This window comes from Kocuria sp. KRD140 (genome assembly GCF_017168375.1).
In the GTDB taxonomy this organism is placed as follows: Bacteria; Actinomycetota; Actinomycetes; order Actinomycetales; family Micrococcaceae; genus Kocuria; species Kocuria marina.
Genome location: NZ_JABFAW010000009.1, coordinates 175,362 through 202,162 on the forward strand (window position 1 = coordinate 175,362; position 26,801 = coordinate 202,162).

The window sequence follows — 26,801 nt, forward strand, 5'->3', positions numbered from 1 at the left end:
GCTACACGTTCCTTATCGTCGGCAGCGGCAGAGGAGTATAAGAGACAGCAGGCGGCCAGTCGTGGGGGGGGGGCGACGACTGCGAGCGGCCGGGACACCAAAAATTAACGCGGCACGGGCCTCGCGTTCGCAAAATTCGATCACGCCGATGGCATGATCTTCACCTGGCTGAGCATTTCCCCCGATGCTCGGCCAGTGCTGCGCCCGGAATGAGCTGACCGGGCGGGCCACAACTGAATACCCCCCCATGTAGAAAGCAGCCCCCCATGCGTTTCTTCCGTTCCTCCGTGGTGCCCGCGGCGGCCCTCGCCGTGGTCACGGCGCTGTCCCCGTTGGCGCTCTCCCCGTCACTCCTGGCCCCGGCGAACGCCGCTCCCGCAGTGGCCGCTCCCGCGGTTCCCGCAGTCCGGACCGCGCCGCGTGTTCCCGAGGCGCCCGTGCACGCGGCCCAGGCCCCCGCCCTTCCCGCGACCGCCCATCACAAACCCTTCAAGGCCGCGGGCAAGAACTCGAGCTATCACATCTACACGAACGGCATCGACCGTTCGAAGGCCGTGGGTGTGCTGTTCTACCTGGGCGGCGACTACGACAACCCCGGCGAGACCTGGGTGCACAGCCCTAAGGGAACCGCGCTCACAGCGTTGGCCGCTCAGGCCCGCAAGAAGAACATGATCCTGGTGGTCCCCATCTCCCCGGATCACAACCCCAAGCCCAACGGCATCACGTGGTGGGAGGACGCGGACGGTAACGGCGACTACTTCCGGGCCCTCAAGGACTCCCTCGTGAAGACCTACGACCTGGACACCTCCCGCGTATGGCTCGCCGGCTACTCGGGTGGCGCGGAGTTCATCACGTACGAGCTGCTGGCCGATCGGCAGAACTGGATCCGTGGCGGCGGTGCCACGGTCATCGGCGGCGGCGGTGCCAGCGGTATGCAGACCGCGCCGAGTGCCGCGGTGCGCTCCCTACCGATCACGTGGTACGCCGGGACCAAGGACGTGGTCGGAAGCACCAACCCGCCCACGTGGTCCGCGTCCGCCGCCGCAGCCCAGGGCATGAAGCGGTTCCGGGCGGACGGGTTCACCCGCACCTCCCTCAAGACCCTGCAGGGCTACGACCACGAGGACTACGACATCGTGGGCCTGATCGCCCAGGGCCTGGCCACGCTGCCGCCCGCGCCGACGACGACGGGCCAGACCGCCACACTGGGCACCCCTCAGGCGTCCTGGCTGCGCGGGGCCATCCGGACCCACTACCTCGCCACGGGCGGGGCAGGGACGTACGGGCAACCGACGTCGGCGGAGAAGCCCACGGGCCGCGCCGGCGGGGTCTACCAGGGCTACACGAAGAACTACACGTATTACTGGAGCCCCGCGACCGGCGCCCACCCCGTGAAGTGGGGGACCGGGATCGGTAACGCCTACAAGGCCGCCGGTCTGGAGCGCGGGTGGGGTTATCCCGTGATGGCGGAGCGCAAGATCCCCGGCGGCGCCTACCAGGACTTCCGCAACGGCAACGCCCGCTACCGCGCCATGTACTCCCCGGCCACGGGCACCCGTGTGATCAAGCTCAGCGGCGGGATCGGTATGGCCTGGCAGAAGGCCGGGCACGAACACGCGTGGGGATACCCCGCGACCGACGAGTACGCCGTCGCTGGTGGTATGGCCCAGCGCTTCTCCCGCGGTGTGGTGGCCACGTGGCACCGCTCCACCGGCAAGGTCACGGTGAGTCGGGGGTAGCGGTACCCGGCCGGTGCCCCGGACGCACGGCCGTTGCCGCGCGTCCGGGGCGTGCCACCCGGGGTGTTGCGCCCATCGTCCGGACGAGGGCGTGACGCCCACGGTTCGAACGCTGTGTGGCGCGCGTTGATTGCGAGGTCCCGGGTCCGGGAGGCTCAGCGCTCGGCGGCCCGGGACCGGCTCGCCGGCATGATGAACTTCCACGGGCTCTGCTCGAGGGACAACGGCATGGGCACCTCGATCACCGTGGGGCGCTGAGCGCGTACCGCTTTGTCCAAGGCGGTGCGCAGCTCGTCCGGGGTCGTGGCGCGCAGCCCCAGGGCCCCGAAGGACTCGGCCATCGCCACGAAGTCCGGGTTGCGCAGCTCGGTGGCCGAGCCGTGGCCGTAGATCCGCATCTGGTCGGCCTGCACGTTGCCGAACGCCGCGTTGTCGAAGACCACGGTGATCACGTTGAGCCCGTACTGCACGGCGGTCGCGAGTTCCTGCACGCCGTAGAGGAACCCGCCATCGCCCGTTACGGAGACCACCACGGCGTCACGGTGCGCGGCCTGCACACCCAACGCCGTGGGGAAGCCATAGCCCATGTTGCCCTGGTAGCCGCACGTGATGAAGTGGCGCGGTTCGTAGATCTCGAGTGCGAAGTAGGACGCGAAACCGATCTGCGAGACCTCCTCCACGAAGTACCCGTCCCGGGGGAGGACGTCACGGATGGCCGCGAGGTAGTCGCTGTGCGGAGTGAGTTCGGCGATCTCCGCCCGGGTGGCGGCCTTGAGCGCCGCGAACTCCTCCCGCCGGGAGGCGCGCTCGGGGAGCTGCTCGAGGGCGTCGAGCAGCTGGGTGCACACCACGCGGGAGTCCCCGGTGACCCCACGTCTGGGCGCAACCGCTCGTGCTGGGCGGGATCGATGTCCACGTTCACGCTCACGAGGCTCTCGGGAGTGTCCGGCCAGCGGAACCACACGAGTTCCTGCCGGGTCCCCACGGCGAGCAGCGCGTCCGTGTGCGCCCACCGCTCGAAGCCCTCGGCGCTCGTGAACCCTAAGGGGTCGTCGTCCGGGATGATGCCCCGGCCACCGCGCAGGGACACGACCGGCGCCTGCAGCTTCTCGGCCAGCGCGCGGATCTGATCCGCGGCGTGACTGGCCCCGCTGCCCACCATGATCATGGGGTTGCGCGCACTCGTGAGTGCCTCCACGGCGCGTCGCACCAGGTCCCCGTCCGCGCCGTCGTCCGCCCCGTCGGCCGCGGCGGGTTGCGCGGCCACCCGGGGCATCTCCGCCGTCCGGGTCAGCACGTCCCACGGCACGGCGACGACGGACGGGCCGGGCCGCCCGGTCGTCGCCTCCTCGAAGGCCCGGGTCATGGCGTTCGGGACCTCCGAGGGATCCACGACCGTGGAGGCCCACTTGGTGAACGAGGACACCGTGGCCTGCTGGTCCGGCATCTCGTGCAGGTGTCCCATGCCCCGGCCCATGAACTGGGTGGGGATCTCGCTGGTCACGCACACGGTGGGCGTGCTCGTGGCCAGCGAGGTCAACATGCCCGCGCCGGCATTGAGCACACCCGGTCCCGGGACCACGCTGAACACTCCCGGCCGGCCGGTGGACTGGGCGTAGCCCAGCGCCATGTAGGCGCACGCCTGTTCATGACGCGCACCGATCACCTCGATGCCGGGTTCGCGGCGCAGGGCGTCGAACAGTTCGTAGGTCTGCACCCCGGGGATGCCGAACACGGTGTCCACGCCGTGCTCCCGCAGCCCGGCCACGACCGCTTCACCGGCGGTCCGAAGGGTCGGGGTGGCGAGGTCATGGTCGGGGCGGGAGACAGCGGGCGTGGTCATGGGAGGTTCCTCTCTGCCTACCGGACGGTGGGCGCGTGATCGGAGTGATCGGCGTCGGCGTCGAGGTCGGCGCGGTCGGAGGGCACGCGGCGGGTCATGAAGACGCCGGTGATCGCGATGATCACCGTGGCGGTGAGCGTGAGCAGCAACTGGGTGCGCGTGGCGGCGTCGAGCATGCCCACCACGATGATGACCACCAGCATGGCCACCGCCAGGTAGGACAGGAACGGGAACAGCGGCATGCGGTACGTGGTGGACCGCACCCCGGGGTTCGCCCGGTCACGACGGTGACGCAGCGTGATCTGGGACGCGGCGATCGAGATCCAGATGACGATGATCGTGGAGCCCACGATGGCCAACAGCGTGTCCAGGACCTTGCCCGGGAAGATGGCCTCGAGGATCCCGGCGACGAAACCGAACATCACGGTCAGCAGCACCGCGCGCCGCGGCACGCTGTTGCGGCCCGTGCGCATGAGGGCACCCGGGGCGTAACCGCGCTGGGACAGCGAGTGCAACATGCGCGATGCGGCATAGATGTTCGCGTTCAGAGCGCTGAGCAGGGCGAACACGGCGATCAACGCCATGATGTTGCCCGCCGCGGGCAGGCCCGCCACGTTGAGCACGGCCGCGAAGGGACCCTCGGGCGGATCCGCCTGGGAGGGCTCCAGGATCGCGACGATCACGAAGACCGAACCGATGTAGAAGATGCAGATGCGCCATGCGACCGTGCGGATGGCCGTGGCCACGCTGCGCTGCGGGTCCTGCGTCTCACCCGCGGCGATCGCGACGATCTCCGTGCCGCCGAACGCGAAGATCACGATCAGCAGTCCGGCGCCGATGCCGCTGAGCCCGGAGGGTGCGAAGTGCGCGAAGTTGGACAGCCCACCCGCGTGACCCGGGATCACGCCGATCAGCATGAGCACGCCCACCAGCAGGAACGCGAGGATCACGGCCACCTTGATGAACGCGAACCAGAACTCGAACTCACCGTACTTGCTCACCGCGAACATGTTTATGGTCGTGAATACGGCCATGAAGATCAGGCCCAGCAACCACGTGGGCGGTACGGCCGCGCCGTCGAGCGTGTTGTGCAGGATGCCCGTGAGGATGGTGGCCGCGCCACCGGCTTCCGCGGCGGTCACCACGGCCAACTGGATTCAGTAGAGCCAGCCGACCGTGTACCCGGCGACCGGGCCGAAGGCGTTCTGGGCGTGCGTGGAGAACGCGCCGCTGGCGGGATTCGCGGCGGAGAGTTCGCCGATCATCCACATCACCAGGATCACCAGGGCGCCGGCCACGATGTAGGAGACCAGGATGGCGGGCCCGGCCACGGCCACCCCCTTGCCGCTTCCCAGGAAGAGCCCGGCGCCGATCGCACCGCCGAGCCCCATCATGGTCAGCTGGCGTTGTTTCAGACCGCGGACGGTCTTCGTCGAATCCGCGGGAGCGTGCTCTGCGGAGCGCTCCGGGGCGGGGGTCACGGTGGTTTTCATGAACGAGCGGCTCCCGGTGCGTGGGACGTGGCGGCGGCGAGGTGCTCGAGCACGTCCCGGGCCGCGAGGAGGAAGGTCTGGTTGGCGGCGGGGCTCCCGATGCTGACGCGGATGCCCTCGCCCGCGAAGGCCCGCACGATCACTCCGTGGTCGTTGAAGATCGCTTCCGCGTCCGCCGTGTGGGACCCCGTGCGCAACCATACGAAGTTCGCCTGGGATTCCACGACGTCCCAGCCCTGCTCGGTGAGTTCACGGTGCACGAGGGTGCGCTGCTCCACGAGGGCCGTGATGCGTTCCTGGATCTCGGCCTCCGCCGCGAGGCTCGCGAGCGCGGCCTGCTGGGCCAGGGTGGTCACCCCGAACGGGATGGCCACGGCGCGCAGGGCGGCGCTGATGTACTCGGGGGCGATCGCGTACCCGATGCGCAGCCCGGCCAGCCCGTACGCCTTGGAGAAGGTGTGCAGTACCACCACGTTGGGGTACGCCCGGAAGAAGTCGATGCCGCGGGCGGCCTGCGGGTCCACGTTGAAGTGCACGTAGGCCTCGTCCACCACCACGAGCACGTGGCTCGGGACCCGGGCCATGAACTCGTGCAGTTCGTCCGCGGTCACGGAGGTCCCCGTGGGGTTGTTCGGGGTGCACACGAGCACCACGCGCGTGCGGTCCGTGATGGCCTCGGCCATCGCGGGCAGGTCGTGCCGCTCGTTCTCGTCCAGGGCCACGCGCACCGCGGTGGCCCCGGCGAGGCCCGTGAGGATCGGGTAGGCCTCGAAGGAACGCCACGCGAAGACGACCTCGTCGCCCTCCTCGCACACGGCGCGGATGATCTGGGAGGCCACCTCCACGGAGCCGGCGCCGAAGCTCACGGATGACGGCGCCACGTCCCAGCGCTGCGCCACGGCTTCCGTGACGGCGCGGCACGTCATGTCCGGGTAACGGTTGATGTCCGGGCAGGCCTGGGTCAGGGTGTCCAGCACGGAGGGCAGGGGCGGGTAGGGGTTCTCGTTCGAGGACAGCTTGTGCTGCACCGTGTCGGACGAGGCGGACTTCCCGGGGGTGTACGGCGGGAGGTCGCGCAGAGCGGATCGCAGGGGAACGGTGGATGACGCCGCGTCCCGCGAGGAATGAATGGTCACGTAGGACTCCTCAGAGGATTTGTGGTGGCAGTCACGGTGACACACGTCTCAGAGGTTGACAACCAACCAGGGCCGGACTGATCATCATGTCCAGTTTTCGCCGCTCCCGGGGCCGATCACTGGACAAATTGTCACCCTTCCCCACCGACACTGCGAGGCACCGAATGAAGATCGACGAGCTGGACGTGCGGATCGTGGAACTGTTCAGCGAGGACGCGGGGATCGGGGTGCTCGCCGCATCGCGGGAACTCGGGGTCGCCCGGCCCACCGTCCAGTCGCGGTTGGACAAGCTCAAGGCCGCCGGGGTCATCCAGGGTGTGGCGCCCATGCTCAACCCCGCCAAGATCGGGTACCCCGTCATGGCGATCGTCTCGATCGAGATCTCCCAGGGCGTGGGTCACGTCCCGGTGGGTACGGCCCTGCGTGAGATTCCCGAGATCGTGGAGATGTACACGGTGTCCGGTGACCACGACGTCATGGTGCGGGTGGTCGCCCGGTCCAACGACGACCTGCAACGGGTCATCGACTCGATCTCCCGGACGGGCGCGGTCAACCGGACGCGCAGCGTCGTCGTCCTGCAGACCCATTTCCAGAACCGATTGCTGCCCCTGTTCGCGCACGTGGGCGGCGCGGGGGAGACCCCCGCCGAGTGACGCGCCGCCCACGTGCGGCGCGTGACACGATGGGCGCAACCGGGCGGAGCCACCGCCCGCGGACGGGAGGAGACCGCGTGAGCGCGAACCTGCGATCCGTGCGTTCGGTGTGGGCCATGCTGCGGCGGCTCCGGACGCGCACGGCCATCGGCGAATTGTTGGCCTCCGGCGAGGTCCCCGCGGGCGATCCCGAGCTGGGCAATCTCGTGAAGCTCGGCTTCGCGCGGGAGGAGGCCGGGCGGATCCGGGTCTCGGATGAGTTCCTGCGCGACGGCCAGGACGTCCTCGAGCGCTACCTGAGCCCGGAGGGCGTGCTGCAGGGTGAACTGATCGACGTGCCGGACCTGCCCGCGCGCCGGGTCGACGACGTCGTGGCCGCGGTGGCCCGGCGGGTCGTCCGCCCGGGGGAAGCCATCGCGGAGTCCGCGCTCAATGAGCGGCTGCGGATGTTCGTGCTCGACGTCGCGTTCTTCCGCCGGCACGCCGTGGACACGGGAGTGCTCAGGCGCTCCCCGGACGGGACCCGCTACGAACTGACCGAGGACTAAGCGGGGGCCGCGGCGCGAGAGGGCCGGCCGCACCATCGATGCGGAGGGTTCCCGCGGTCTCCGTCGGCTTCGGTCCCACGGAGCCGTCCGGTGGGATGTGCCGGTAGACGGTTGCCTTCGACCGGCCCCGCGAATGACGAAGTCCCGCCCGACCTTCCGGTCGAACGGGACTTCCTGCGGTGCGCCGTTCACAGCATGATGTGACCACGGGCTCTGCCAGGGTTTGGGAGGAACTGAGTTCGTGGAGACCTCACACCTGAGTACAGACCAACCGGCCAGAAGATTTCTGATCTTGTCGGAACCGTGCGGCACCATAATGGCGTGGACGGGGACGAGCGGGCGCAAGACTTGTGGCGACGAGGACCAATGGGGTTTGATCCTGCGCTCGATGCCTGGCGCTTGCCACCGTCCGATCGCTGTTGGTGGTGCGGGGACATCGCCACCACGGAGGAGCATCGGATCAAGTACTCGACCCTTCGCAGAGTCGCACGCACAGACGCAGGCAGGATCGACTTGTCTAACACGTACAAGAAAGCGGATGACTTTGAGGGCCCACTGCGGTCACTGAAGAAGGGCGCCCAGGTGAAGTGGCGCAGAAACATGTGTGCCAACTGCAACAACGCTAGGAGTCAACCATTCGACCTGGCTTACGACGTCATGGAACAGTTCATCGTTAGCCACGCCGATGAGATGGGCCGCTGGCCGCGCCTGGCATGGGCAGACGTGTATGGAGCTGAATGGCAGACGGGCGCGGCAAACCTCGGTCGCTATTTCGCGAAGCAGGTGGGTTGCATGCTGGCCACCCAACGCCTCCCCATACCCAATGACCTCATCAATTTCCTGAACGGAGCGCCACGATGCCCCTCAGTCACGTTCGTGGTTCATCGGAATTGGCGGGCCATAGATGCGCATCGGATGCTTCGAACGGACGGGTTTGGTGAAGGGATCACGACCTTTGTCGGTCTCCCCCAATCGAATGCATATCAACGAGACGGGAAGTTCTCCGGCGTCGACTACGGTTACCACATCGGCTACATCTGGTTTCGGGCCAACTGGAGTAAGGATACTGACCGCGCAGCCTGGTGGGAGTACCCAGTGATCAAGATGCCATTGGAGAGTGGCGACTTGGTGAGCAAGATCGAATGGCGGACCCTCTGGGCGCGCACGCGGCTCCAGGATCTGGCGAGCCGGCTGACGAAGTCAGGCCGACGCTCTACGAGGTAGCGACTGAGCGGGGCCGCGGCCCGAGGGGGGGTCGTCCGGACCGGGGGTGCCGTCGGCCCCGGCGGTCTCCAGCCGCTTCGGTCTCGCGGGACTGACCGATGGGAAGCGCCGGTAGACGGTTGCCTTCGACCGGCCCCGCGAATGACGAAGTCCCGCCCGACCTTCCGGTCGAACGGGACTTCCTGCGGTGCGCGAGGGGGGAGTTGAACCCCCACGCCCTCTCGGGCACACGGACCTGAACCGTGCGCGTCTGCCTATTCCGCCACTCGCGCTCGTTGTTCCACGCGGCATTCGCCGGTGAGCAACGTCGAAAAGAATACCTGACGCGTGCGACGTTTGGCGAATCGCGACGTCATCGAACTCGGGCGACGACGCCGTGGGCGCCTCAGATGCTCACCGTGAGTCCCGCCCACGTGACGCTGGCACAGAACAGTCCGGCGAGCGCGTAGAGCGTCACCGGGACCAGCAGGGCGATCTCCCGGGCGGAGCCCGCGTTGCCGAGCACGGGGAAGCGCACGAATGAGCGGCCCTTGTAGAACGTGGTGGGCAGCGGCAGGGACGTGCGCAGGGGCCACAACAGGTGGATCCCCTGGGTCGTGAGCAGGTCCCCCAGCATGTGCACGGCGCACCCGAGACCCACGGCCACCACGAACCAGCGCGGGTCCTGCGGGGGATTCGCGGCGACGAACGCCCCCAGCAGGATTCCCACGATCCAGTTCGCGTGGGAGAGCCGGTCCGGGACGAACGCCAGGACCTTCACCGCGCACGCGATGAGCAGCACGGACAGCACCGCCGCCAGGGGCCACACCTGTCCGGGTAACGACGCCGCAGCGTCCGGGATCTCTCCCGCCTGACCTCCCGTCCCGGGCCAGGAGAACGAGTTCCAGCGCAGGGCGTCCCCCACGGGAACGGACGCGCGCTGGGACAACAGCGAGAGGACGATGATCAGGAGCAGCCCCACGAGCGAGTGCGTGGCCCTGCGGTGACCCCCGGAGAGTTTGCCGACCGCCCAGGCCACCCACGTGGACAGTGGCGGGAGGGAGCGGGCGACCGTGCCCCCGGGGTGGTCGAGATCCGGGAGCAGGGCCGCGCCGGCGCAGATCAGCGCGCCGGTGATGACGCCGGGATCGCCCACGGGCATCACCCCCAGACCCACCGGGACGGAGACGTCGGCGAGATGCACGGTGTAGGTGCCGGTCAGCGCCACCCACGCGGCTGCACCGCACGCGGCATGGCTGGGGCCCATCATCGGGGGAACCTGGGCATGGTGGTGGTCCTCTCAAGACCTCGGGGAAGAAGCAGACCCCAGGGTAGGAACCGGTTCCGACCTGCATAAGCGCCCGCGGAGGACGCCTCGGCAACTCGCCCGGATCCGTGCTGTGCGCGGCAGCCGACCACCGCGCGTCCGCGCCCCGCGCCATCCGTTCACGACGGTCGGTGCACCGCGGCCCAGCCACCCGCGCGGGGCCATGCCCTGCCCTGCCGAACCAGCGTGCGTGGAACCGCGCACCGCCAGTCACCCCATCAAGGTGGGAACTCAGTCCAGGGACTTGGGGTTCCAGGGGAGCTGTTGATCGCATCCCGGTGTGAGCCAGGCCTTGATGAAGCCGCCCGTCTGGTGCAGGTACTGCATGAGCAGGCTCTTGCCCGTGATGTGGAAGTCCACGGCGGACATGCGCAGCTCACCGGGATAACAGCGGGAGAGGATGAGCCGCGATCGGGGCACGTGCTGGGTGAAGGTCACGGCGGTCACGGTGTCCCACCCGCGTTCCGCGGCGAGCTTCTGCAGTTCCATGGCCTCGCCCTGGGTCGTGGACGGATCCGGTTTGAAGCAGATCACCTCCACGCCCTCCCGGGGCGCGCAGAACGGGCGGGTCGAGTAGTACTCCTGCATCTGCGGTGGTTCGTACGGCTGGGGGTCCGGGGCGGAGATCACCAGGGTGTCGGCCACGTGCTGGTTGAACACGAGGTCCTCGGCGTAGGCCATGCGGGACGTGTCCGGTGGTCCGAGCACGAACACCGCGTCCGACCGTTTCGGCGGATCCACGCGGGGGTTGTCCAGCACCGCGTGGCACACCGCGAGCCACAGCACCACGAGGATCGTCAGGACGATCAACACCAGCAGGGGCCACCGCCGCTTCTTGGCGAGGGTCTGCCCGGGGGCCGCGTGTGCCACGGATGTCCTTCCGATGTGGGGCTTTGCAGGAATGCCGCGGATATCATCTCATCCAGCGGAACCCCTTCCGAGGCTTCTGCATCTCGCACCGGTAAACACCCAGCAAGGAGTCAGCGCATGCGCTCGAACGACCACCTCGAACGCTCAGTGACCTGCCAGGTTCCCTTGCGGTGGGGGGACATGGACCCGTACGGCCACGTGAACAACGTGGAGGTCATCCGTGTGCTCGAGGAAGCGCGCATCGCGGCGTTCGGCGTCCCCGTGGGCACGGGCGAACAGGTCCTCCCCGCCGAGATCCCCTTGTTCTCGGTGCTCCCGGAGGGCACCCAGGCGCTGATCGCCGAGCACCGGGTCAAGTACCTGCGCCCGCTCGAGTACCGCAACGTCCCCGTGGACGTGCGCGTGTGGGTGGTCTCCGCCCGGGCCGCCACCCTGGTCCTGGGGTTCGAGATCCTCGACTCCGCCGACGGCGCTCCCTGCGTCCGGGCCCAGACCCAGCTCGCGTTCTACCTCCCGAGCACGCGCACGGTGGTGCGCCTGACCCCCGAACAGCGCGAACTGCTGGAACCGTATACGGCGCCGTCGCTGTTCTGACCTGCGCACACCCGCGCACCGCGCCGACGCCGCGCTGCCGCACCACACGCCCTCGCCCCGCCCGCGGGGCACTACATCTGTGCTGCGGAAAGACGCGAATCCGGCCTGAAATGGGGCGTATCGCAGCACAGATGTTCGTAACCGGCCCCGGCACGTAGAGGGGGCGGTACGGGTTCGCGGCGTGAGGGCGCAGGCCGGCGACGTCGCTCAGGCGGCGAGCTTCACCGGGGTCCGCAACCACAGCTGCGCGCGGGTGCGCAGGATGTGGCCGCTTTCCGGCAAGACCCGCCACGTCCACCACAGCACGGCATGGGAATCCGGGTCCGCGTGGCACGTAGCGGCGGTGACCGCCGCGGGGTCCTCGGTGTCTTGGACGCACACCGCCAGGGGCGCCGCATCCAGGGTGTCGTGCAGGCGCGCGAGTTCCCGCTGCAGACCGCGGGGGGAGTGCTCGGTGACCGTGCAGCCCACTTCCACGTGCGAGGCGAACGGCGTGGGGTGGGCGATGCTGCACAGCGTGGGCAGTTGCGCCGCGGAGTCCTCGAACAGCCCTACTGTCTCGACCCACTGCTCCCCGGCGTGGGTGATCACGCATTGGTGGTGCCCGGAACCCACACGCAGTTCCACGACCGTGTGCTCGTCCACTCGTAGTGAGCGCCCGGCCGGTGCGTCCAGCACGCCCAGGTCCGTGCGGTACCCGAACTGTTCCGGGCGGCACACGACATGCCCGTGCAACGGGGTGAGCCAGCGATGCTCCATAGCCTTGTTCTCCCTCTTCGGCCACGCGGCAGCCCGCCGCATCGGCTTTACAGAAGAAAATATCCACGGAGCAGGGCGCAGGCAAGCACCGGAAGGTCACCGTTTGATGACGACGCATACATGCCACCCGGGCTCACACGGACGCGGTGCGTGGCGGGACGGCCGCGGTGACAGGGTCTGGATCAGGGCAGCGGACGGCCCCGCGCCGCCGTCCACAGTGCGTACCAGTCCTCGTGGGTCATGAGCTCGGCGGCCCGCGGGGCCTGCGCGCACGCGGCGATCCGCTGCGGGTTCAGGGTCCCCACCACCGGGCGGATACCGTACGGGTGGCGCAGCAACCAGCCCACCACCACGGCCTCGCGGGACACACCCATGCGCTGGGCGAGCTGCTCCACGAGGGCGCTCGTCCGCTGCACGGGGTCTTCGTCCTCGCCGGACTCGACAGCGGGCGCGGATGCGAGGCCGGACGTGGGCGCGGGTGCACCCGAATAGATCCCACCGGCCATGGCACCCCATGCCTGCAGTTCGATCTCGTCCGCGATGCACTGGGCGAGCAGCCCACCGGGGAAGGACACCCCGGTCCCCTCCGGGTGGTTGGCGAGCACCTGGGACTCCACGAAATCCCGGTGGGCCAGGCTCATCTGGATCTGCACCGCGGTCACCGGCACCCTCAACAGTTGCTGGAACGCGGCCACGTGATGCGGCGTCATGTTGGACAGCCCCACGGAACCGATCAGCCCCTCACGGTGCAGTTCGTCCAGGGCCCGCGCGGTCTCGCCCAGGGGCGTGAGCGGATCCGGGCGGTGCAGGAACAACCGCTCCACGTGGTCCACGCCGAGCCGCTGCAGGGACCCCTCCAGGGAGGACCGCACCGAGTCCCGGTCCAGCCGGTAGTGGACGGGTGAGCCCTGGGGCCCGGTGTTACCCGGCAGCTTGATCCCGCACTTGGTCTGGATCCGCACCGCGCGCCGCAGAAGGGCGTCCTCGGCCAGGATGCGACCGAACAGGGTCTCCGAGGCACCGCCGATGTAGATGTCCGCGTGGTCGAAGAGTTCGAAGCCGGCCCGGTGCGCGACGTACACGGCCTCGCGAGCGACGTCGTACTGGGATGCCGGGACGGACTCCTGACCCCAGGTGCCACCCAGGGCCATGCACCCGTAGATCAGGGGAGTGCTCACGGGCGCCCGCCCTGCTGCTCGGCGCCGCGGCGCAAGCGGGCGGCTTCGGCGAATGCGGCGGCGGCCTCGTCGAGTTTGCCCGTGCTCTCGTAGACCGTGCCGAGCTCGGTGAAGCAGTCGGAGCGGTCGCGCAGGGAATCGGGGACCTCCTCGTAGAAGTCCACGGCACGGTTGTACGCGGTCACGGCCTGGGCATTGCGTTGGGTCTCGCGGTAGACCCGTGCGAGGTTGCTGTAGCAGTCGGCCTGATCGCGGGGTTCGTGGGGAGCGTCCAGGTACTGGCCCAGGGCGTCCAACAACTGGGTCTCGGCCGCGCGCAACTCCCCGGTCTCGACCAGCAGGGACCCCAGGATCAGGTGCGCGCGGGCCTTGTGCTTGCCACTGCCCGGGAGCTGGGAGAAGTACTCGAGCGCGGTGCGGTATTCCGCCACGGCTTTGCTGGTGCGTTCCATGACCACGTAGATGTGGCCCAGGTTGTAGTGGCACGCGGCGAGTTCCTTGGCGGTGTCGCCGGATTCGTGGAACAGCTCGATGGCCTGCCGGTACGCGGTCTCCGCGAGGGCGTGCTCACCGCGGTCCTCGGCGTCCAGGGCACGCGTGAAATAACCGTTGCCGTCATCCGAGTAACTCATCAGATCAACCTCCCGGGACCCAGTAAGAATCTAAGGATGCTACATGGTGGGCCGATTCGGAACCCGGCTGCTAATCTCAAAACCACACTCTCCCAGGAGGTCAGGATGGCAGTACAGAACACCGCACCGGGGCAGGACCCGCGCGACCCCCGCCACGCAGCAGCCCCGGACGACGAGCATGCTTCCGTGATCCGTCACGAGGAGCGTCTGGTGATCAACCGCGAGGAGGAGGTCACCGGCCGTGCCCGGCTTCGCAAGTACGTGGTGAGTGAGCCCGTCCGCCAGGAGGTCACCCTCGCCTCGGAGGAGGCCAACGTGGTGCGCACCCCCATCACCGAGGAGGAGCGTCAGGCGTTCCTGGACGGTCGCGAACTACCCGTGGGTGAGGACGAACTGATACTGTACCGCACCGAGCCCGTGGTGCAGACCATGCGGGTCCCGTACCAGCGTGTCCGCCTGGTCGCCGAGCGCGTCGAGCGCACCGAGGTCATCGAGGAGACCCTGCGCAAGGAGCGCGTGGACATCGAGACGGACGAGCGCCCCGCGCACTGAGTCACGCGGCGTCGCCCGCGGCAAGAGCTTCGAACGGACCGGCATCCCCGAGCGGAGTGCCGGTCCGTCGTCGTCCGCGCTCGCGACGGAACACCCGGCCCGAGGCACCCGCGGTGGGTGCGGCGTCGTCCGCGTCCGCGCCACAGGGGGACGACGCCGCTGCGGCGCCCGGGTGCCCGCGGGGTAGTTTGGTGGGGTGAGCGAAACGACCCTGACCCTGATCCGCCACGGCCAGACGGACTGGAACCTGCAACGGTTGTTGCAGGGCCACACGGACATCCCCCTCAACGACACGGGCAGGGAACAGGCCCGCGCGGTGGGCCGGGAACTCGCGGCGTCGGGGCGACACTGGGACGCGCTGGTCTCCTCACCCCTGCAGCGCGCGCGGGAGACGGCCCGGATCATCGGGGCGCAGCTCGGACTCACGCCGGCGGGGACCTACGCGGACCTCGCGGAGCGCTCCTTCGGGGACGCGGAGGGCTACGACTGCACCGGGATGACAGAGGACGAGCGGCACGCGTTCATGGAGGAGCACGGTGAGGCGGCCGAGCACGTGGTGCAGCGGGGGATCGCGGTACTGCGCGAGATCGCCGCGCGGTACCCGCAGCAGGACGTGATGATCGTGGCCCACGGGACGTTCATCCGCCTGACTGCGGGCCGGATCCTGGGGGTCGAGCTGCCGAGCCTGCAGAACGGGGAAGTGGTCGAGGTGACCACGCAGCAGCTGGCTGCCGCCCCCTGACCGACCTACCGGACTACTGCTCTGCGCCGGGGCGAGCGGCCGCGGTCTCGATGGCCTCCGTGCGGGCCGGACGGTGCGCGTACATCAGCGCGAGTCCGGTGAAGACGAAACCACCCACCAGGTTGCCCAGCAGCACAGGGATCTGGTTCCAGATCCACCAGTCGCCCAGCCCCACGTCCGCGCCCATGAGCATGCCCATGGGGATCATGAAGAAGTTGACCACGGCGTGCTCGAAGCCCAGGCCGAAGAACGCCATGATGGGCAGCCAGATGGCGGCGATCTTGCCGATGGTGTCCTTGGAGACCATGCCCATGAACACGCCCAGGGACACGAGCCAGTTGCACAGCACGGCCTTGACGAACACCGTGACCATGCCCGCGAAGCCCATGGCCTGGTAGGCAGTGGTCTTGGCCGCGGCGGTGTCGGCGAACTTCTTGCCCAGCGCGCCGGCGTCGTGGGAGCCGAAGCCCGTGAGGGTGCCCGCGTAGAGCAGGGCGAACAGCGCAGCCCCGATGATGTGGCCGATGGTCACCATCAGGCAGTACCGGGCCACGGCCGACCACGGGACGAGTCCGCGCAGCGCGGCCATGGGGGTCAGGGCGAAGCCGCCGGTGAGCAGCTCCATGCCCATGAGGATCACGATGGTGATGCCGGCGGGGAAGAGCAGGGCGCCCACCACGGGCGAGCCGGAGCTCACGGTGGCCGACACTGCGAACGAGGTGGTGGCCGCGAGCACGGCACCGCCCAGCACGCCGCGCAGCACGAGGGCGCCGGAGGGCGCTGTGGCCTTGGCCTCCCCGGCGGTGACGGCGTTCGCCACCACATCCGATGGGTTCACGTTGGTCATGACTGCTCTGCTTTCTGTCGTGGGGGGGCGGGCCTGCGCCCCGGCTGCGGGGTCAGGGGCACCCGCAGTCGCCGGTGGGCGGGGTGCGAGGGGAAAACCGTAACTGCATGAGTGTAGGGCCGTGCAACGCTTGCGCGAACACGCGCGGCGTCTGGTCCCGGTGCTCGCGGGGTCCTATGGTGGTGGAACATGCGGCAGTGTGGCCGTGGGTTAGGCAGACGTCATGGGTTCCGGGGCGAGCGGTCCGGCGGAGGTCTGTGCGCCGTGCCCCACCGGGCACCACGAGCCACGCCGTGGAGTGACATCCCAACTCAACGACAGCTAAGGCGTGATGCAGCAGTGACCTCTCCTCAAGCCACCACCCAGGCCATCCCCACGGTGTGGCAGCGGCCGCGATGGAGTGCAGAGCAGGCGTGGCTCAACGAGTACTACCGCTCGGTCCCGGACGCGGACATGGCGGGAACGGACCAGCAGGTGCTCACGGAACGGGCGGAGAGCCACCGGGAGGTCGGGCGCAGCCGCCGGACGGACGAACTGTGCATCGAGGTCCGGGAGGACCACGGGGACACCGTGCTGTACATGGTCACCACGGACATGCCGTTCCTGGTGTCCACGCTGACCACGGAGATCGCCGCTAACTGGGGCGGCGCGAAGCTCGTGCTGCACCCGCTGCTCCTCGCCGCACGTGACTCCGAGGACGTGCTGAGATCCCTGGGGGAGGTCCCCAACATCTCCGCGGTCTCCTCCGGGGACACCACCTCGATCCCCATCACGGACGAGCTCGTGGGCGGCGCCGCCGGTGGGCGCTCACACACCGCCGTGGAGTCCTGGATCCGCGTGGAGCTGCACCGCACCCTGGACGAGCAGGCCCGCGGGGAGCTCGCGCGCCACATCGAGGCGCTCGTGGCGGACGTGCGCCGGGTTGCGGAGGACCAGGAGGTCATGCTGGAGCAGACCCGACGCATCGCCGACTCCCTCGCGCCCCTGGAGGACATCACGTTCGAGGACGGCTCGCGGCTGCCGGACGTGGGCGCGTCCCAGGAGTTCCTGGAGTGGCTGCGCGGCGGCAATTTCGTGTTCATGGGCATCAAGCGCTACGACCTCGAGGTGGACGGCGAGGACGCCGTGCTGCACTCGCGCCCGGACACGGGCCTGGGGCTGCTGCGGGAGCAGGGCACCGAGGGCCATGCCCAGAAGCTCACGGGCCTGGGCAGCGCCCATGCGCGCGACCACCAGGTGGTGTTCGTGACCAAGGCCAACCGCCGCTCCTCGATCCACCGCCGCGAGTACCTGGACTACATCGGGGTGCGCACGTTCGCCGAGAACGGGGATGTGGATGGCGAGTACCTGATCCTCGGGCTGTTCTCCCGCCACGCCTACTCGGTCCCGGCCCATCAGACCCCGCTCGTGCGCGAGAAGGTGCAGCGGGTGGTCGAGCGCTTCGGCTTCCTCCCGGACTCCCACTCCGCCCGTGACCTCATGGGCATCATCGAGGACTACCCACGGGACGAGCTGTTCCACATGTCCGCGGAGAAGCTCTACGAGACCGCGGGGGGTGTGCTGGGGCTCAACGAACGACGCCAGACCCGTCTGTTCCTGCGCCAGGACACCTTTGGGCGCTTCATGTCCGCCGTGGTGTTCCTGCCCAGGGACCGCTACAACACCTCGGTGCGCCAGCGCATCGAGGCCCAGCTGTTCGAGGTCTTCGACGCCGAGGCCATCGACTTCGAGGTGCGCCTGACCTCCTCCTCCCTGGCCCGCCTGTTCTTCCGCATCCGGCTGCCCTACACGGGTGAGGTGCGGGACTTCGACCACGAGGACCTCGAAGCCCGCCTGCGCGCGGCGGTGCGCTCCTGGCCCGAGTCCCTGGGCCGGGCGATCGGCCTGGAGTTCGAGGACGACAAGGCCGGTGCGCTGGGCCCCGTGTGGGAGAACGCGTTCCCGGGCTCGTACCGCGAGGACTACGAGATCGAGGAGGCCATCCAGGACCTCAAGCGCTGCGAGGAGCTGTGGGGCCGCGACCCTGACCTGCCCGCGGAGGTGCGCGTGGCGCAGACCGCGGACGGCCAGGTCCGGCTGAACATCTACCTCACCCAGGCGCTGTCCCTCACCGAGCTGCTGCCGCTGCTGCACAACATGGGCCTGACCGTGCTGGACCAGCGCCCCTACACGGTCACCCCCGCGGACGGGCGCGAGTTCCAGCTCTACGACTTCGGTGTGGAGCTGCCCGAGGGTGTGGACCCCCAGGGCCCCGAGGACGCCAAGACGGAGGACCTCATCGAGCACACCCTGTGCGCGGTGCTCTCCAACCGCTCCGAGTCGGACAGCCTGGACCGCTTGGTGCTCACCGAGCGCATGGGCTGGCGCACCGTGGCCGTGCTGCGCGCCTACGTGCGCTACCTGCTGCAGCTGAACTACCCCAACTCGTTCGAGTTCATCGCGGACACCCTGGTGGACTACCCGCGGGCCACCCACGAGCTCGCGGAGCTGTTCTCGGCGAGCTTCGACCCCTCCCGCTTCACCGACGACGACGCCGCCCGCGACGAGGCGCGCAACGGCGCCCTGGAGCGCCTGGCCGGGGTGCTCGACGAGGTCCCCAGCCTGAATGCGGACCGGCTGTTCCGCGCGCTCGCGGACGTGGTCACGGCCACGCTGCGCACCAACGTGTTCCAGAGCCGGCCCACCATGGCGTTCAAACTGGACCCGGCGGCCATCCCCGCGGCCCCGCAACCGCGCCCCGCCTTCGAGATCTGGGTGTGGTCCCCGCGCGTGGAGGGCACGCACCTGCGCTTCGGCCAGGTGGCCCGCGGCGGTCTGCGCTGGTCCGACCGGCGCGAGGACTTCCGCACCGAGGTGCTGGGGCTGGTCAAGGCGCAGATGGTCAAGAACGCGGTGATCGTGCCCACGGGTGCGAAAGGTGGGTTCTTCCCCAAACAGCTGCCGGACCCCGCGACCGACCGCGAGGGCTGGCTGACCGAGGGTCGGGAGGCCTACAAGCTGTTCATCGCCTCCCTGCTGGACGTCACCGACAACATCGAGCGCGAGGCCGAGACCGGCACCGCGCAGGACGGGACCGGCGAGACCGCGCGGGACACGGCGTCGTCGTCCCGCGGTGATGCCACCCCGGGCTCCGAGGGCGGTGCGAGCGAGTCGGCCGAGACCTCCGGTGTGGCCGGGGACACCGTGGTGCACCCCGAGAACGTGGTGCGCCGCGACGACGACGACTCCTACCTGGTGGTCGCCGCGGACAAGGGCACGGCCGCGTTCTCCGACACCGCGAACGCGATCTCCCTGGAGCGCGGCTTCTGGCTCGGTGACGCGTTCGCGTCCGGTGGGTCCGTGGGTTACGACCACAAGGCCATGGGCATCACCGCCCGCGGCGCGTGGGAGTCCGTCAAGCGCCACTTCTTCGAGCTGGGCGTGGACACCCAGTCCGAGGCGTTCACCGTGGTGGGCGTGGGCGACATGTCCGGGGACGTGTTCGGCAACGGCATGCTGCTGTCCGAGCACATCCACCTGATCGCCGCGTTCGACCACCGGGACATCTTCCTGGACCCCACCCCGAACGCCGCGGCCTCCTACCAGGAGCGCGAACGGCTGTTCACCGCCGGGCGTACCTCGTGGCAGGACTTCGACCGGGACGTGATCTCCGAGGGCGGCGGCGTGTACTCGCGCCGGGACAAGTCCGTGCCCATCACCCCGCAGGTGCGCGAGGCGCTCGGGATCGAGGACGACGTCGAGTCGCTCAGCCCGCAGGAACTCGTGCGCAGGGTGCTGCTCGCGCCCGCGGACCTTTTGTACAACGGTGGCATCGGTACCTACGTGAAGGCGTCCACCGAGACCAACCAGGAGGTCGGGGACAAGGCCAACGACGCCATCCGCGTCAACGGCGAGGACCTGCGCGTCAAGGTCATCGGTGAGGGCGGCAACCTGGGGGCCACCCAGCTCGGGCGCACCGAGGCCGCGCTGAACGGGATCCTGGTCAACACGGACGCGATCGACAACTCCGGCGGCGTGGAGTCCTCCGACCGCGAGGTCAATATCAAAATCCTGGTGGACGGCATGGTCCAGGCCGGCCTGCTCTCCACGGACGAGCGCGCGGAGTTCATCGAGTCCATGACGGACGAGGTCGCCGAACTCGTGCTCCGCACCAACGTGGCCCAGAACGTCCTGCTGACCACCGAGCGCGCTCGCGGTGTGGAATTCACCGAGACGTTCATCCGGCTCATGCACTGGTTGGAGGAGCACGCGGACCTCAACCGGGAGCTGGAGTTCCTGCCCTCCGACTCCGAGCTGCGCGAGCGCGCCGCCCAGGGCCAGCCCCTGACCGGCCCGGAGCTGTCCGTGCTCACGGCGTACGCGAAGATCCAGCTCTCCGCGGCACTCGTGGACAGCGACCTCGCGGACGACCCCTGGTTCCACCGCACGCTGTCCCAGTACTTCCCGGCCCAGATCCGGGAGCGCTTCGATGACAAGCTGGACACCCACCCGTTGCGCCGGGAGATCATCGCCACCGTGGTGGCCAACCAGATCATCAACTACGGCGGGATCGCCTTCGCGTACCGAGTGGTGGACGACTCCGGTTCGGACCTCGTGGACGTGGCCCGCGCGTTCACTGTGGCCATGGAGATCTTCGAGCTCGAGAGCTATGCCACCCGCCACGCCCAGCTGGACGCGGACGTGCCCCTGGAGCTGTGGAACCGGATGTCGCTGCGCATGCGGCGGCTGCTGGACCGCGTGGTCCGCTGGTTCCTGCACCGCCAGGACACCGACTCCGGAATCCAGGAGCTCGTGGAGATGTACCGGCCCATCGTGGCACTGCGCTTCGGCAAGGACCGCTTGCTGGGCGAGGAATCCGCCGAGCGCGCCCGGACCGAGGCCGAGCTCGCCGAGCGCCAGGGCGTGCCCCGCGCACTCGCCGTGGAATGGGCGGAACTGCTCGACGCGTTCGCGCTGCTCGACGTCGCCCGGCTCGCCCAGGCGCAGGGCATCGCGGGGTACGAGCCCGGCGACGCCGCGGCGTCGTCGGACGACACCGCGCAGGGTTCCGGCGAGGGCGTGACCGTGCAGATGATCGCCCGCGTGTACTTCGCCCTGTTCGACCGCTACGGCCTGGAGAACCTGCTCAACCGGATCACGGCCCTGCCGCAGACCACGCGGTGGGAGAACATGGCCCGGATCGCCATGCGCGAGGACCTGTACTCCACGCTCGTGGCGCTCGCGGGTCAGGCCCTGGACTCCCCGGGGGACAACGCTCAGGAGAAGGTCCAGGCGTGGGAGCAGGAGAACGCGGACCGGCTCGAGCGGTTGCGGGAGGTCCTGGACGAGATCGAGTCCATGGCCGACAGCGGAGACGCCGGCGCCGAACTCGCCGCGCTGTCCGTGGCGCTACGGACGCTGCGCAGCGCACTGACCGACTGAGTCGGGACGTGACCGGGGGCCCGGGTGACGATGCGACGTCGCCCGGGCCCCGCTCACTCCTGGACCCGGATCAGCCCCCGGGCGCCCCGCTCGGCCTCGGCGAACGAGTGATTGACGAACGTGTAGGTCCCGGGCTCGCGGAAGTCGAGTTCCACGAAGCCGCCCTGCGCTGGTGCGAGATCCAGGGCCTGAGCGCCACCCGTCCCACCGGGATTACCGGGTCCATCGGGAGAGAGCTGGTACGCGCCCTCCGTGTAGACGGTGTCGAACTGGCCGCCCACCACGTGGAAGCTCAACCCTTGGGACGGGCCGGCCGCGAGCACCCAGATCCGTACGCGCTCTCCCGGGCGGGCCGTGAGCGGGTCGTGCATGTACTGGGTGGCATGGCCGTTGAACATCGTGAACGAGGGTTGCTTCGCGGCGATCTTCTCCGGATCCACAACCGCGTTGACCCCCTCCGGGAGACCGGGTTGATCCGGGGACGGGGCCGCGAGGTACGTCTCGCTCTGCACGAGCAGGTACTCACGGTCCACGCTCGGCAGGTTCGGGGGATCGATGATCACCGCGCCGAACATGCCCGCTGCGACATGACTGCTCATGGGCATGGTGGAGCAGTGGTAGAGCCAGATCCCGGAACGGAGGGCCGTGAACCGATACACGAGCGATTCGCCGGGGGCGATCGTGCGCATGGCCTGGTCGGGGGAGACGTCCCCCGCGTGGAAGTCCACGGAGTGACCCATGGTGCCGCCGTTGGTCAGGGTGATCTCGAAGGTGTCACCCACCTTCCCGCGCAGCGTGGGCCCCATGTATTGACCGTTGTAGGTCCACACGTCCTGGGTCACGCCGGGGGCCACCTCGCGGGCCACTTCCTGGACGTCCAGCGTCATCCGGTGCACGGTTTCGTTCGATGCGGGGGCCAGTTCGGGGGAGCGGGTCGTGAAACCCTCACCGGGGGCGGCGTTGAGATCCGCCGCCTGCGCCGGGTCCGTTCCGGTGTGCTCCGCGTGCCCGTGTGAACCGTGGGCGCCATCCGTTCCGGTGGCGGTGACCTCTTGGCCCTGTGCGTCCACGGGGATCACGTCGACGGCCATCCCCATGGAACGGTGGCCGATCACCGAGCACCAGCCTTCCAGCCTGTCGGTGATCACTCCCACGTCCACGGTCGCGGAGGCTCCCGGGTCCAGGCGGCCGGAGGTGGCGCCGTTGGCGACGACGAGATCGTGCACCGTGGTGGGGTCGTCGTTGGTCAGGTGGATCACCAGGCGGTTTCCCTGAGGTACCCGGATCTCGGACGGGTCGAAACGCATGTCCTGCTGGGCATGCATCCTGACCTCGGTGGTTTCCCCGGTGCCCTCCGCGCTCGAACTGTTGCTGCCCGTGAGAGAGAAACCCGCGGACTGGGGTGAGACGGCGATCCCCGCCGCGATCGTGAGCAGCACCGTGAGTACCCCGGCCAGGAACTGGGCGGCCGTTCCCATCCCGCGGCGGGAGGACTCGGCAGCGGTTGCCCCGGTGCGGTCCGTGGGTGCTGTGCCGGCCGCGCGTTCGGCGACGGCGCGGCGTCGTGCGGCGATGGCCACCTTGGCCGAGGAGATCATGAGCGGGATGAAGGCCGCGAGGACCACGGCCCCCACGATCGACACGAGCGCGCGGACCCACGAGGGCAGGACCCCGGCGGGCAGGGCGAACAACGTGATGCACAGGTTGGCGACCGTGACGCGGTAGACCCCGGCGCGGTTCATGGCGGCAAGAGATGCGCGCACGGTTGCGGGGCCGCCGCCCATGGTCGAGGGCAGGATGTAGCTCATGGCGCCGAAGAGAGTCTGCACCAGGAATCCCGCCACGAACGGGATCGTGAGGGACTGCGCCACGGAGGTCTCCACCCCGCGGGTCAGCACGAGCCACGCGGCCAGCACCGTGGTCATCACGAGCCAGGCGATGCCCGAGGCCACGGACCATCCCATGTAACCCTCGGGGCGGCGCTGCATCCCGGTGCGCAGCATGAGCCACCCCACCGTGGCCGCGCCGGCGGCGTAGAGCAGCAACGCGGCGGCCGTGAGTGAGGCCGTTCCGAGCACCGCGAACACGGCAGCGAGGAGACTGCCCGCGGCCATGAGGGGCAGAGCGATGCGTGACAACCGCACCGCGTCGTCGCGCATCCGGGTGCGCAGGATCGTGGGCCACAGCGTCAGCAGGGTCGCGCACACGGTGAGGCCCACGAAACCCAGGACATTGACGGCCTGGTGGGCCAGCAGGAGCCGGGAGTGCCACGTCGCGGAGAGGTCGCGGGCCAGGATCGTGCCGAACACCGCCCCCACGGGTAAGAAGAACGCGGCCGTGGCGTACCAGCGCACGGTGAGTCCGAATCTCGCGGGCAGTGCGGTGCGCGATTGTGCCAGCAGGGCCAGGCCGTGCCAGGTGAGCATCACGCCGATCACGGTGGCCGCGGCCACAGTGAGCCACCACCACCCCGCGAGCATCCCCACGATCAACAGGGCGGTGCCCACCGTGACCCCGTAGATCCGCACGATCTGCCGCGGACGGCCGGAGTCCGGGAGCTTGTGGTGCAGCAGTGCCTCGGTGAAGTGCTGGGACCACACCATGATGGACGTGGTGATCAGCCCGAGCGTGACCATGTGCACCATGAGCCATCGGGTGTCCGGGATCCACCGGTGCGCTGCGATCACGATCACGAGGGCCACGAGCCACCAGCGCACGGGCTTGCCCGCGGTGCGGTGCCATGAGCGGCCCCTGCGGGCGGTGGAGGTGCTGGGCCGCTGCGGGGCACTGATGGGGGGCACGCTGAATCCGTTCCATAATTGGTGTACGAAATACCATAATAGGCGGCTGCCGGTTCCGCCCGGACCGCCGCCCGGACCGCCGCCCGGACCGCCGCCCGGAGCGCCACGGGGACCGCTGTTCGGATCGCGGTTCACGGGCCATGGGTCTGCGGAACCACTGGTGCCACCGGGTGTTGTGCATGGGTTGCGCAGTCGATGACGACCCCCGCGCGCGCCGCGTTCCGCCGCGGCGGGCCGTTCGTCAGCGGCCCTGCCCGTACGATGAGGGCGTGACCGCAGACATTATCGCCACCATCGCGACAGCCGTCCTCATCGTCATCGGCTGCGTGGGGATCGTGGTCCCGGTGCTCCCGGGCTCCATCACCGCGTTGATCGGGTTGATCATCTGGGCGTTCGTGGTGCGTGCCCCCGAGGGGTGGGTCGTGCTCGCCCTGGGCGGCACGCTCCTCCTCGCGGGGATGTCCGCGAGTCTCGTGCTCACCGGCAGCAAGCTCAAACGCCGGGCCATCCCGAACCGCACGCTGCTCTTCGGTGTGGTGGGCGCGGTGATCGGGATGTTCGTGATCCCCGTGGTAGGCCTGTTCATCGGTTTCGTGGTGGGGCTCCTGCTGTCCGAGACCGTGCGCAACAGAGACTTCAACACCGCATTGAGCACATCCTGGGTGGCCGCGAAGGCCATGGGCGTGGGCATCCTGGTGGAACTGTCGTGCGCCCTGCTGGCCTCGCTGACGTTCATCATCGGGGCGATCGTCTATTTCGTCACCGTGAACTGAGGTCCGCCCCGGTGCCCGCCCGCGGGCGAATTTATGAGTCACCCCGGGCCACGCGGTAACTCTCAGCCATGCCCGGGCCGCTGAGGAACTCCCAGGCGTTCCAAAGCCGTCCTGGACATATCAGTCATTCCAAGGCCACCCGCGAATTCCAAGTCACTCTGGAGCCACCACCGGCTGGGCTCCATGGCCTCACGGCGCCTGAAAATTGCGCGGGGGCGTCAGGGCACCCAAAAGTTCCTGGCGGCCGGACGCACCCCGTAGGCCCACCCCGTGACGCCCCTGCCTCAGCCCCGCCAGGGGAGGGGGATGACCTCCACGTCTTGGCCCGCGCTCATGCCGTCCTCCGGAACCACCAGGAGCACATCCGCGTGGGCGAGACCCGAGAGCATCGTGGGACCCACGGTGGGTTCCGGCAACACACGGCCGTCCTGAAGGTAGGCGGGAATCACGCGGGTGCGGCCTGTGGCCTCGAGGTCCTGACCCGCGGTGACGCGGCGCGTGAACGGCATGGCCTCACCTTTGGCCCCGGCGATCAGGGCGTGCCCCACACTCAGCAGGCCGGTCATCGCGGACAGCGGTGAACCGGGAAGCGCGAGCACCACGGGACCGTCGTCAGGCAGCTGGGCCACGATCACCCCGTGGGCGGGTTCTTGCGCCACGCCGTCGATGATGAGGTGGGCCCCGAGATCCTCGAGGGCCTTACGGACGTGATCGTCCTCCCCGTGACCCGTGCCGCCGGTGGAGACCACGATCTCCGCGCGGGCGTCGAGCAGCGAGCTCGCACCCATGGGGGCTTCCGTGAATGCGGAGATCATTCCGTCCGCGCCGTCGGCCACGCGCCGGACCTGATCCACGTTCGCGCCCAGTTCGCGCAGTGCGGCGGGCAGCTGCAGTCCGAGGACGTCGCGCACCTCACCGGGGCCGGGAATGCCGTCCTCGACCACGTTGGCGAAACCCAGCAGCACGGTCACGCGCGGGCGGCGTCGTACGGGGAGCATGTCGTGGCCCGCGCTCGCGGCGAGACCGAGGTGGGCGGGGTTGAGCTTGCGACCGGCGCGCAGCAGGAGGTCCCCCTGCTCGATCTCCTCGCCCACGGCCCGGACGTCCTGGTTCTTCACGAGGGTCGCTGCGGGTGTGGCGTCCTCGAGGGTGTCGCCCTCCTCGGGTCCGCGGCCGTGCTCACCGGTCGGCATGTCGCGGGCCGCGGGGTCGGCGGGGACCACGTGACCCCGGTGGGCCTCGAGAACCGCGCGGGTCCCGAACGGGACGGCGTCCCCGGCATTGACGTGGGTGGCCTCACCCGGCTTGAGCTCCACCACCGGGAGGATGCGCTGGTCCGGGGGCAGGGTCAGCAGCAGGCGCTCGTCGGTCTCGGCGGGGCGCGGCATGCGGATCCGCCACGGGCCCTCCCCGGCTACGGCCCAGCCGTCCGCCGCGGCGGAGGCGTAGTGGGGCACGGGCATCTCGGCGGTCACGGACTCGGCGAGGATCTCGTCGAGGCATTTCGCCAGCGGCAACAGGATGTTGGGGAGGGAGTGCGGGGTGCCGTAGGCGATCCGTCGGGCCTCGTCCCACGAGGCCCAGCGCACGGTCGGTTCCGACGCCGCCGAACGGTTCTCGCGCTGGTCGTCGTCCTCGTGAGCGGCGGGATCGTGCTGGTGCGGAAGTCCGGGCATGATGTCTCCTCGAC

The 26,801-nt window shown here is 69.3% G+C and carries 20 protein-coding genes, 1 tRNA gene and 2 pseudogenes; 10 read left to right on the forward strand and 13 right to left on the reverse strand.

Translation table 11 applies throughout. The features are described from left to right. Positions 1-266: 266 nt before the first annotated feature. Positions 267-1,739: a hypothetical protein gene (locus J1M36_RS09595; protein ID WP_241247052.1), complete on the forward strand. Its 1,473-nt coding sequence runs from the start codon at positions 267-269 to the stop codon at positions 1,737-1,739. Positions 1,740-1,894: 155 nt separating this feature from the next. On the opposite strand, the gene J1M36_RS13125 is transcribed toward J1M36_RS09595, so the two are convergent. Then, positions 1,895-2,590 carry a thiamine pyrophosphate-dependent enzyme gene (locus J1M36_RS13125; protein ID WP_206479183.1) on the reverse strand — a complete coding sequence of 232 codons (696 nt, stop codon included), beginning with the start codon at positions 2,588-2,590 and terminating at the stop codon, positions 1,895-1,897. A 77-nt stretch (positions 2,591-2,667) separates the two neighbouring features. After that, a pseudogene (locus J1M36_RS12845) lies at positions 2,668-3,483 on the reverse strand (thiamine pyrophosphate-binding protein); the annotation flags it as partial. Between J1M36_RS12845 and J1M36_RS09610 the strand changes: the two are divergent. Beyond that, entirely contained in the window at positions 3,388-3,621 is a 234-nt protein-coding gene (locus J1M36_RS09610; RefSeq protein WP_206479185.1) for a hypothetical protein, read from the forward strand. The pseudogene J1M36_RS12845 and the gene J1M36_RS09610 sit on opposite strands and share 96 nt — an antisense overlap. Here J1M36_RS09610 and J1M36_RS09615 read toward each other — a convergent pair. Beyond that, positions 3,600-5,075, reverse strand: a pseudogene (locus tag J1M36_RS09615) (amino acid permease). The gene J1M36_RS09610 and the pseudogene J1M36_RS09615 overlap by 22 nt on opposite strands. After that, positions 5,072-6,211 carry a histidinol-phosphate transaminase gene (gene hisC / locus J1M36_RS09620; RefSeq protein ID WP_206479186.1) on the reverse strand — a complete coding sequence of 380 codons (1,140 nt, stop codon included), beginning with the start codon at positions 6,209-6,211 and terminating at the stop codon, positions 5,072-5,074. The pseudogene J1M36_RS09615 and the gene hisC overlap by 4 nt, the downstream one beginning before the upstream one ends. Positions 6,212-6,375: 164 nt before the next feature. On the opposite strand from hisC, the gene J1M36_RS09625 reads away from it, so the two are divergent. From J1M36_RS09625 to J1M36_RS09635, 3 genes are all read left to right on the forward strand, one after another. Then, the gene (locus J1M36_RS09625) at positions 6,376-6,864 is read left to right on the forward strand and encodes an Lrp/AsnC family transcriptional regulator (RefSeq protein ID WP_162229826.1); all 489 of its coding nucleotides are present in this window, start codon (positions 6,376-6,378) and stop codon (positions 6,862-6,864) included. 77 nt (positions 6,865-6,941) lie between these two features. Beyond that, positions 6,942-7,412, forward strand: a complete 471-nt coding sequence (locus J1M36_RS09630) for a DUF2087 domain-containing protein (RefSeq protein WP_206479187.1) — start codon at positions 6,942-6,944, stop codon at positions 7,410-7,412. Positions 7,413-8,069: 657 nt separating this feature from the next. Further along, the gene (locus J1M36_RS09635) at positions 8,070-8,636 is read left to right on the forward strand and encodes a hypothetical protein (protein WP_206479188.1); all 567 of its coding nucleotides are present in this window, start codon (positions 8,070-8,072) and stop codon (positions 8,634-8,636) included. Between the two features lie 188 nt (positions 8,637-8,824). On the opposite strand, the gene J1M36_RS09640 is transcribed toward J1M36_RS09635, so the two are convergent. The 3 genes from J1M36_RS09640 to J1M36_RS09650 all read right to left on the reverse strand — a co-directional run bounded on the left by J1M36_RS09640 (position 8,825) and on the right by J1M36_RS09650 (position 10,812). Beyond that, positions 8,825-8,908, reverse strand: a tRNA-Leu gene (locus tag J1M36_RS09640). A gap of 113 nt (positions 8,909-9,021) precedes the next feature. After that, positions 9,022-9,885 (reverse strand): metal-dependent hydrolase, encoded by an 864-nt coding sequence (locus J1M36_RS09645; protein ID WP_206479189.1) that lies wholly within the window; start codon positions 9,883-9,885, stop codon positions 9,022-9,024. Positions 9,886-10,173: 288 nt separating this feature from the next. Next, on the reverse strand, positions 10,174-10,812 hold the full coding sequence (locus J1M36_RS09650) for a YdcF family protein (RefSeq protein WP_342358326.1): 639 nt from the start codon (positions 10,810-10,812) through the stop codon (positions 10,174-10,176). Positions 10,813-10,929: 117 nt separating this feature from the next. On the opposite strand from J1M36_RS09650, the gene J1M36_RS09655 reads away from it, so the two are divergent. After that, a complete protein-coding gene (locus J1M36_RS09655) occupies positions 10,930-11,406 on the forward strand; it encodes a thioesterase family protein (protein ID WP_206479190.1) in 477 nt (158 codons plus the stop codon). Positions 11,407-11,613: 207 nt separating this feature from the next. Here J1M36_RS09655 and J1M36_RS09660 read toward each other — a convergent pair whose 3' ends face one another. The 3 genes from J1M36_RS09660 to J1M36_RS09670 all read right to left on the reverse strand — a co-directional run bounded on the left by J1M36_RS09660 (position 11,614) and on the right by J1M36_RS09670 (position 13,975). Beyond that, positions 11,614-12,165 (reverse strand): DUF2617 family protein, encoded by a 552-nt coding sequence (locus J1M36_RS09660; protein ID WP_162230037.1) that lies wholly within the window; start codon positions 12,163-12,165, stop codon positions 11,614-11,616. A gap of 182 nt (positions 12,166-12,347) precedes the next feature. After that, on the reverse strand, positions 12,348-13,343 hold the full coding sequence (locus tag J1M36_RS09665; RefSeq protein WP_342358327.1) for an aldo/keto reductase: 996 nt from the start codon (positions 13,341-13,343) through the stop codon (positions 12,348-12,350). Further along, complete coding sequence (locus J1M36_RS09670) at positions 13,340-13,975, reverse strand: tetratricopeptide repeat protein (RefSeq protein WP_035964882.1); 636 nt, start codon at positions 13,973-13,975, stop codon at positions 13,340-13,342. Before J1M36_RS09670 ends, J1M36_RS09665 begins: the two co-directional genes overlap by 4 nt. Before the next feature lie 105 nt (positions 13,976-14,080). On the opposite strand from J1M36_RS09670, the gene J1M36_RS09675 reads away from it, so the two are divergent. Next, a complete protein-coding gene (locus J1M36_RS09675) occupies positions 14,081-14,527 on the forward strand; it encodes a YsnF/AvaK domain-containing protein (RefSeq protein ID WP_035964880.1) in 447 nt (148 codons plus the stop codon). A 196-nt stretch (positions 14,528-14,723) separates the two neighbouring features. Then, positions 14,724-15,269, forward strand: coding sequence for a histidine phosphatase family protein (locus tag J1M36_RS09680; RefSeq protein ID WP_206479191.1), 546 nt, complete (start codon positions 14,724-14,726; stop codon positions 15,267-15,269). A gap of 13 nt (positions 15,270-15,282) precedes the next feature. On the opposite strand, the gene J1M36_RS09685 is transcribed toward J1M36_RS09680, so the two are convergent. Continuing rightward, positions 15,283-16,116: a formate/nitrite transporter family protein gene (locus tag J1M36_RS09685; RefSeq protein ID WP_206479192.1), complete on the reverse strand. Its 834-nt coding sequence runs from the start codon at positions 16,114-16,116 to the stop codon at positions 15,283-15,285. A gap of 339 nt (positions 16,117-16,455) precedes the next feature. On the opposite strand from J1M36_RS09685, the gene J1M36_RS09690 reads away from it, so the two are divergent. After that, positions 16,456-21,537, forward strand: coding sequence for an NAD-glutamate dehydrogenase (locus tag J1M36_RS09690; protein WP_206479193.1), 5,082 nt, complete (start codon positions 16,456-16,458; stop codon positions 21,535-21,537). Between the two features lie 53 nt (positions 21,538-21,590). Here the strand turns inward: J1M36_RS09690 and J1M36_RS09695 are convergent, their stop codons facing one another. Further along, positions 21,591-24,338, reverse strand: coding sequence for a multicopper oxidase domain-containing protein (locus J1M36_RS09695; RefSeq protein ID WP_342358328.1), 2,748 nt, complete (start codon positions 24,336-24,338; stop codon positions 21,591-21,593). Positions 24,339-24,607: 269 nt separating this feature from the next. Here J1M36_RS09695 and J1M36_RS09700 point away from each other — a divergent pair, with 269 nt between their 5' ends. Then, positions 24,608-25,111: a DUF456 domain-containing protein gene (locus J1M36_RS09700; protein ID WP_085106516.1), complete on the forward strand. Its 504-nt coding sequence runs from the start codon at positions 24,608-24,610 to the stop codon at positions 25,109-25,111. 284 nt (positions 25,112-25,395) lie between these two features. On the opposite strand, the gene J1M36_RS09705 is transcribed toward J1M36_RS09700, so the two are convergent. Beyond that, positions 25,396-26,787 carry a molybdopterin molybdotransferase MoeA gene (locus J1M36_RS09705; protein WP_206479194.1) on the reverse strand — a complete coding sequence of 464 codons (1,392 nt, stop codon included), beginning with the start codon at positions 26,785-26,787 and terminating at the stop codon, positions 25,396-25,398. Positions 26,788-26,801: the final 14 nt, after the last annotated feature.

Coding starts and splice junctions, on each gene's coding strand:
- J1M36_RS09595 (WP_241247052.1), top strand. CDS start 267: ATGCGTTTCTTCCGTTCCTCCGTGGTGCCCGCGGCGGCCCTCGCCGTG.
- J1M36_RS09610 (WP_206479185.1), top strand. CDS start 3,388: ATGACGCGCACCGATCACCTCGATGCCGGGTTCGCGGCGCAGGGCGTC.
- J1M36_RS09625 (WP_162229826.1), top strand. CDS start 6,376: ATGAAGATCGACGAGCTGGACGTGCGGATCGTGGAACTGTTCAGCGAG.
- J1M36_RS09635 (WP_206479188.1), top strand. CDS start 8,070: ATGGAACAGTTCATCGTTAGCCACGCCGATGAGATGGGCCGCTGGCCG.
- J1M36_RS09645 (WP_206479189.1), bottom strand. CDS start 9,885: ATGATGGGCCCCAGCCATGCCGCGTGCGGTGCAGCCGCGTGGGTGGCG.
- J1M36_RS09655 (WP_206479190.1), top strand. CDS start 10,930: ATGCGCTCGAACGACCACCTCGAACGCTCAGTGACCTGCCAGGTTCCC.
- J1M36_RS09660 (WP_162230037.1), bottom strand. CDS start 12,165: ATGGAGCATCGCTGGCTCACCCCGTTGCACGGGCATGTCGTGTGCCGC.
- J1M36_RS09670 (WP_035964882.1), bottom strand. CDS start 13,975: ATGAGTTACTCGGATGACGGCAACGGTTATTTCACGCGTGCCCTGGAC.
- J1M36_RS09675 (WP_035964880.1), top strand. CDS start 14,081: ATGGCAGTACAGAACACCGCACCGGGGCAGGACCCGCGCGACCCCCGC.
- J1M36_RS09685 (WP_206479192.1), bottom strand. CDS start 16,116: ATGACCAACGTGAACCCATCGGATGTGGTGGCGAACGCCGTCACCGCC.
- J1M36_RS09705 (WP_206479194.1), bottom strand. CDS start 26,787: ATGCCCGGACTTCCGCACCAGCACGATCCCGCCGCTCACGAGGACGAC.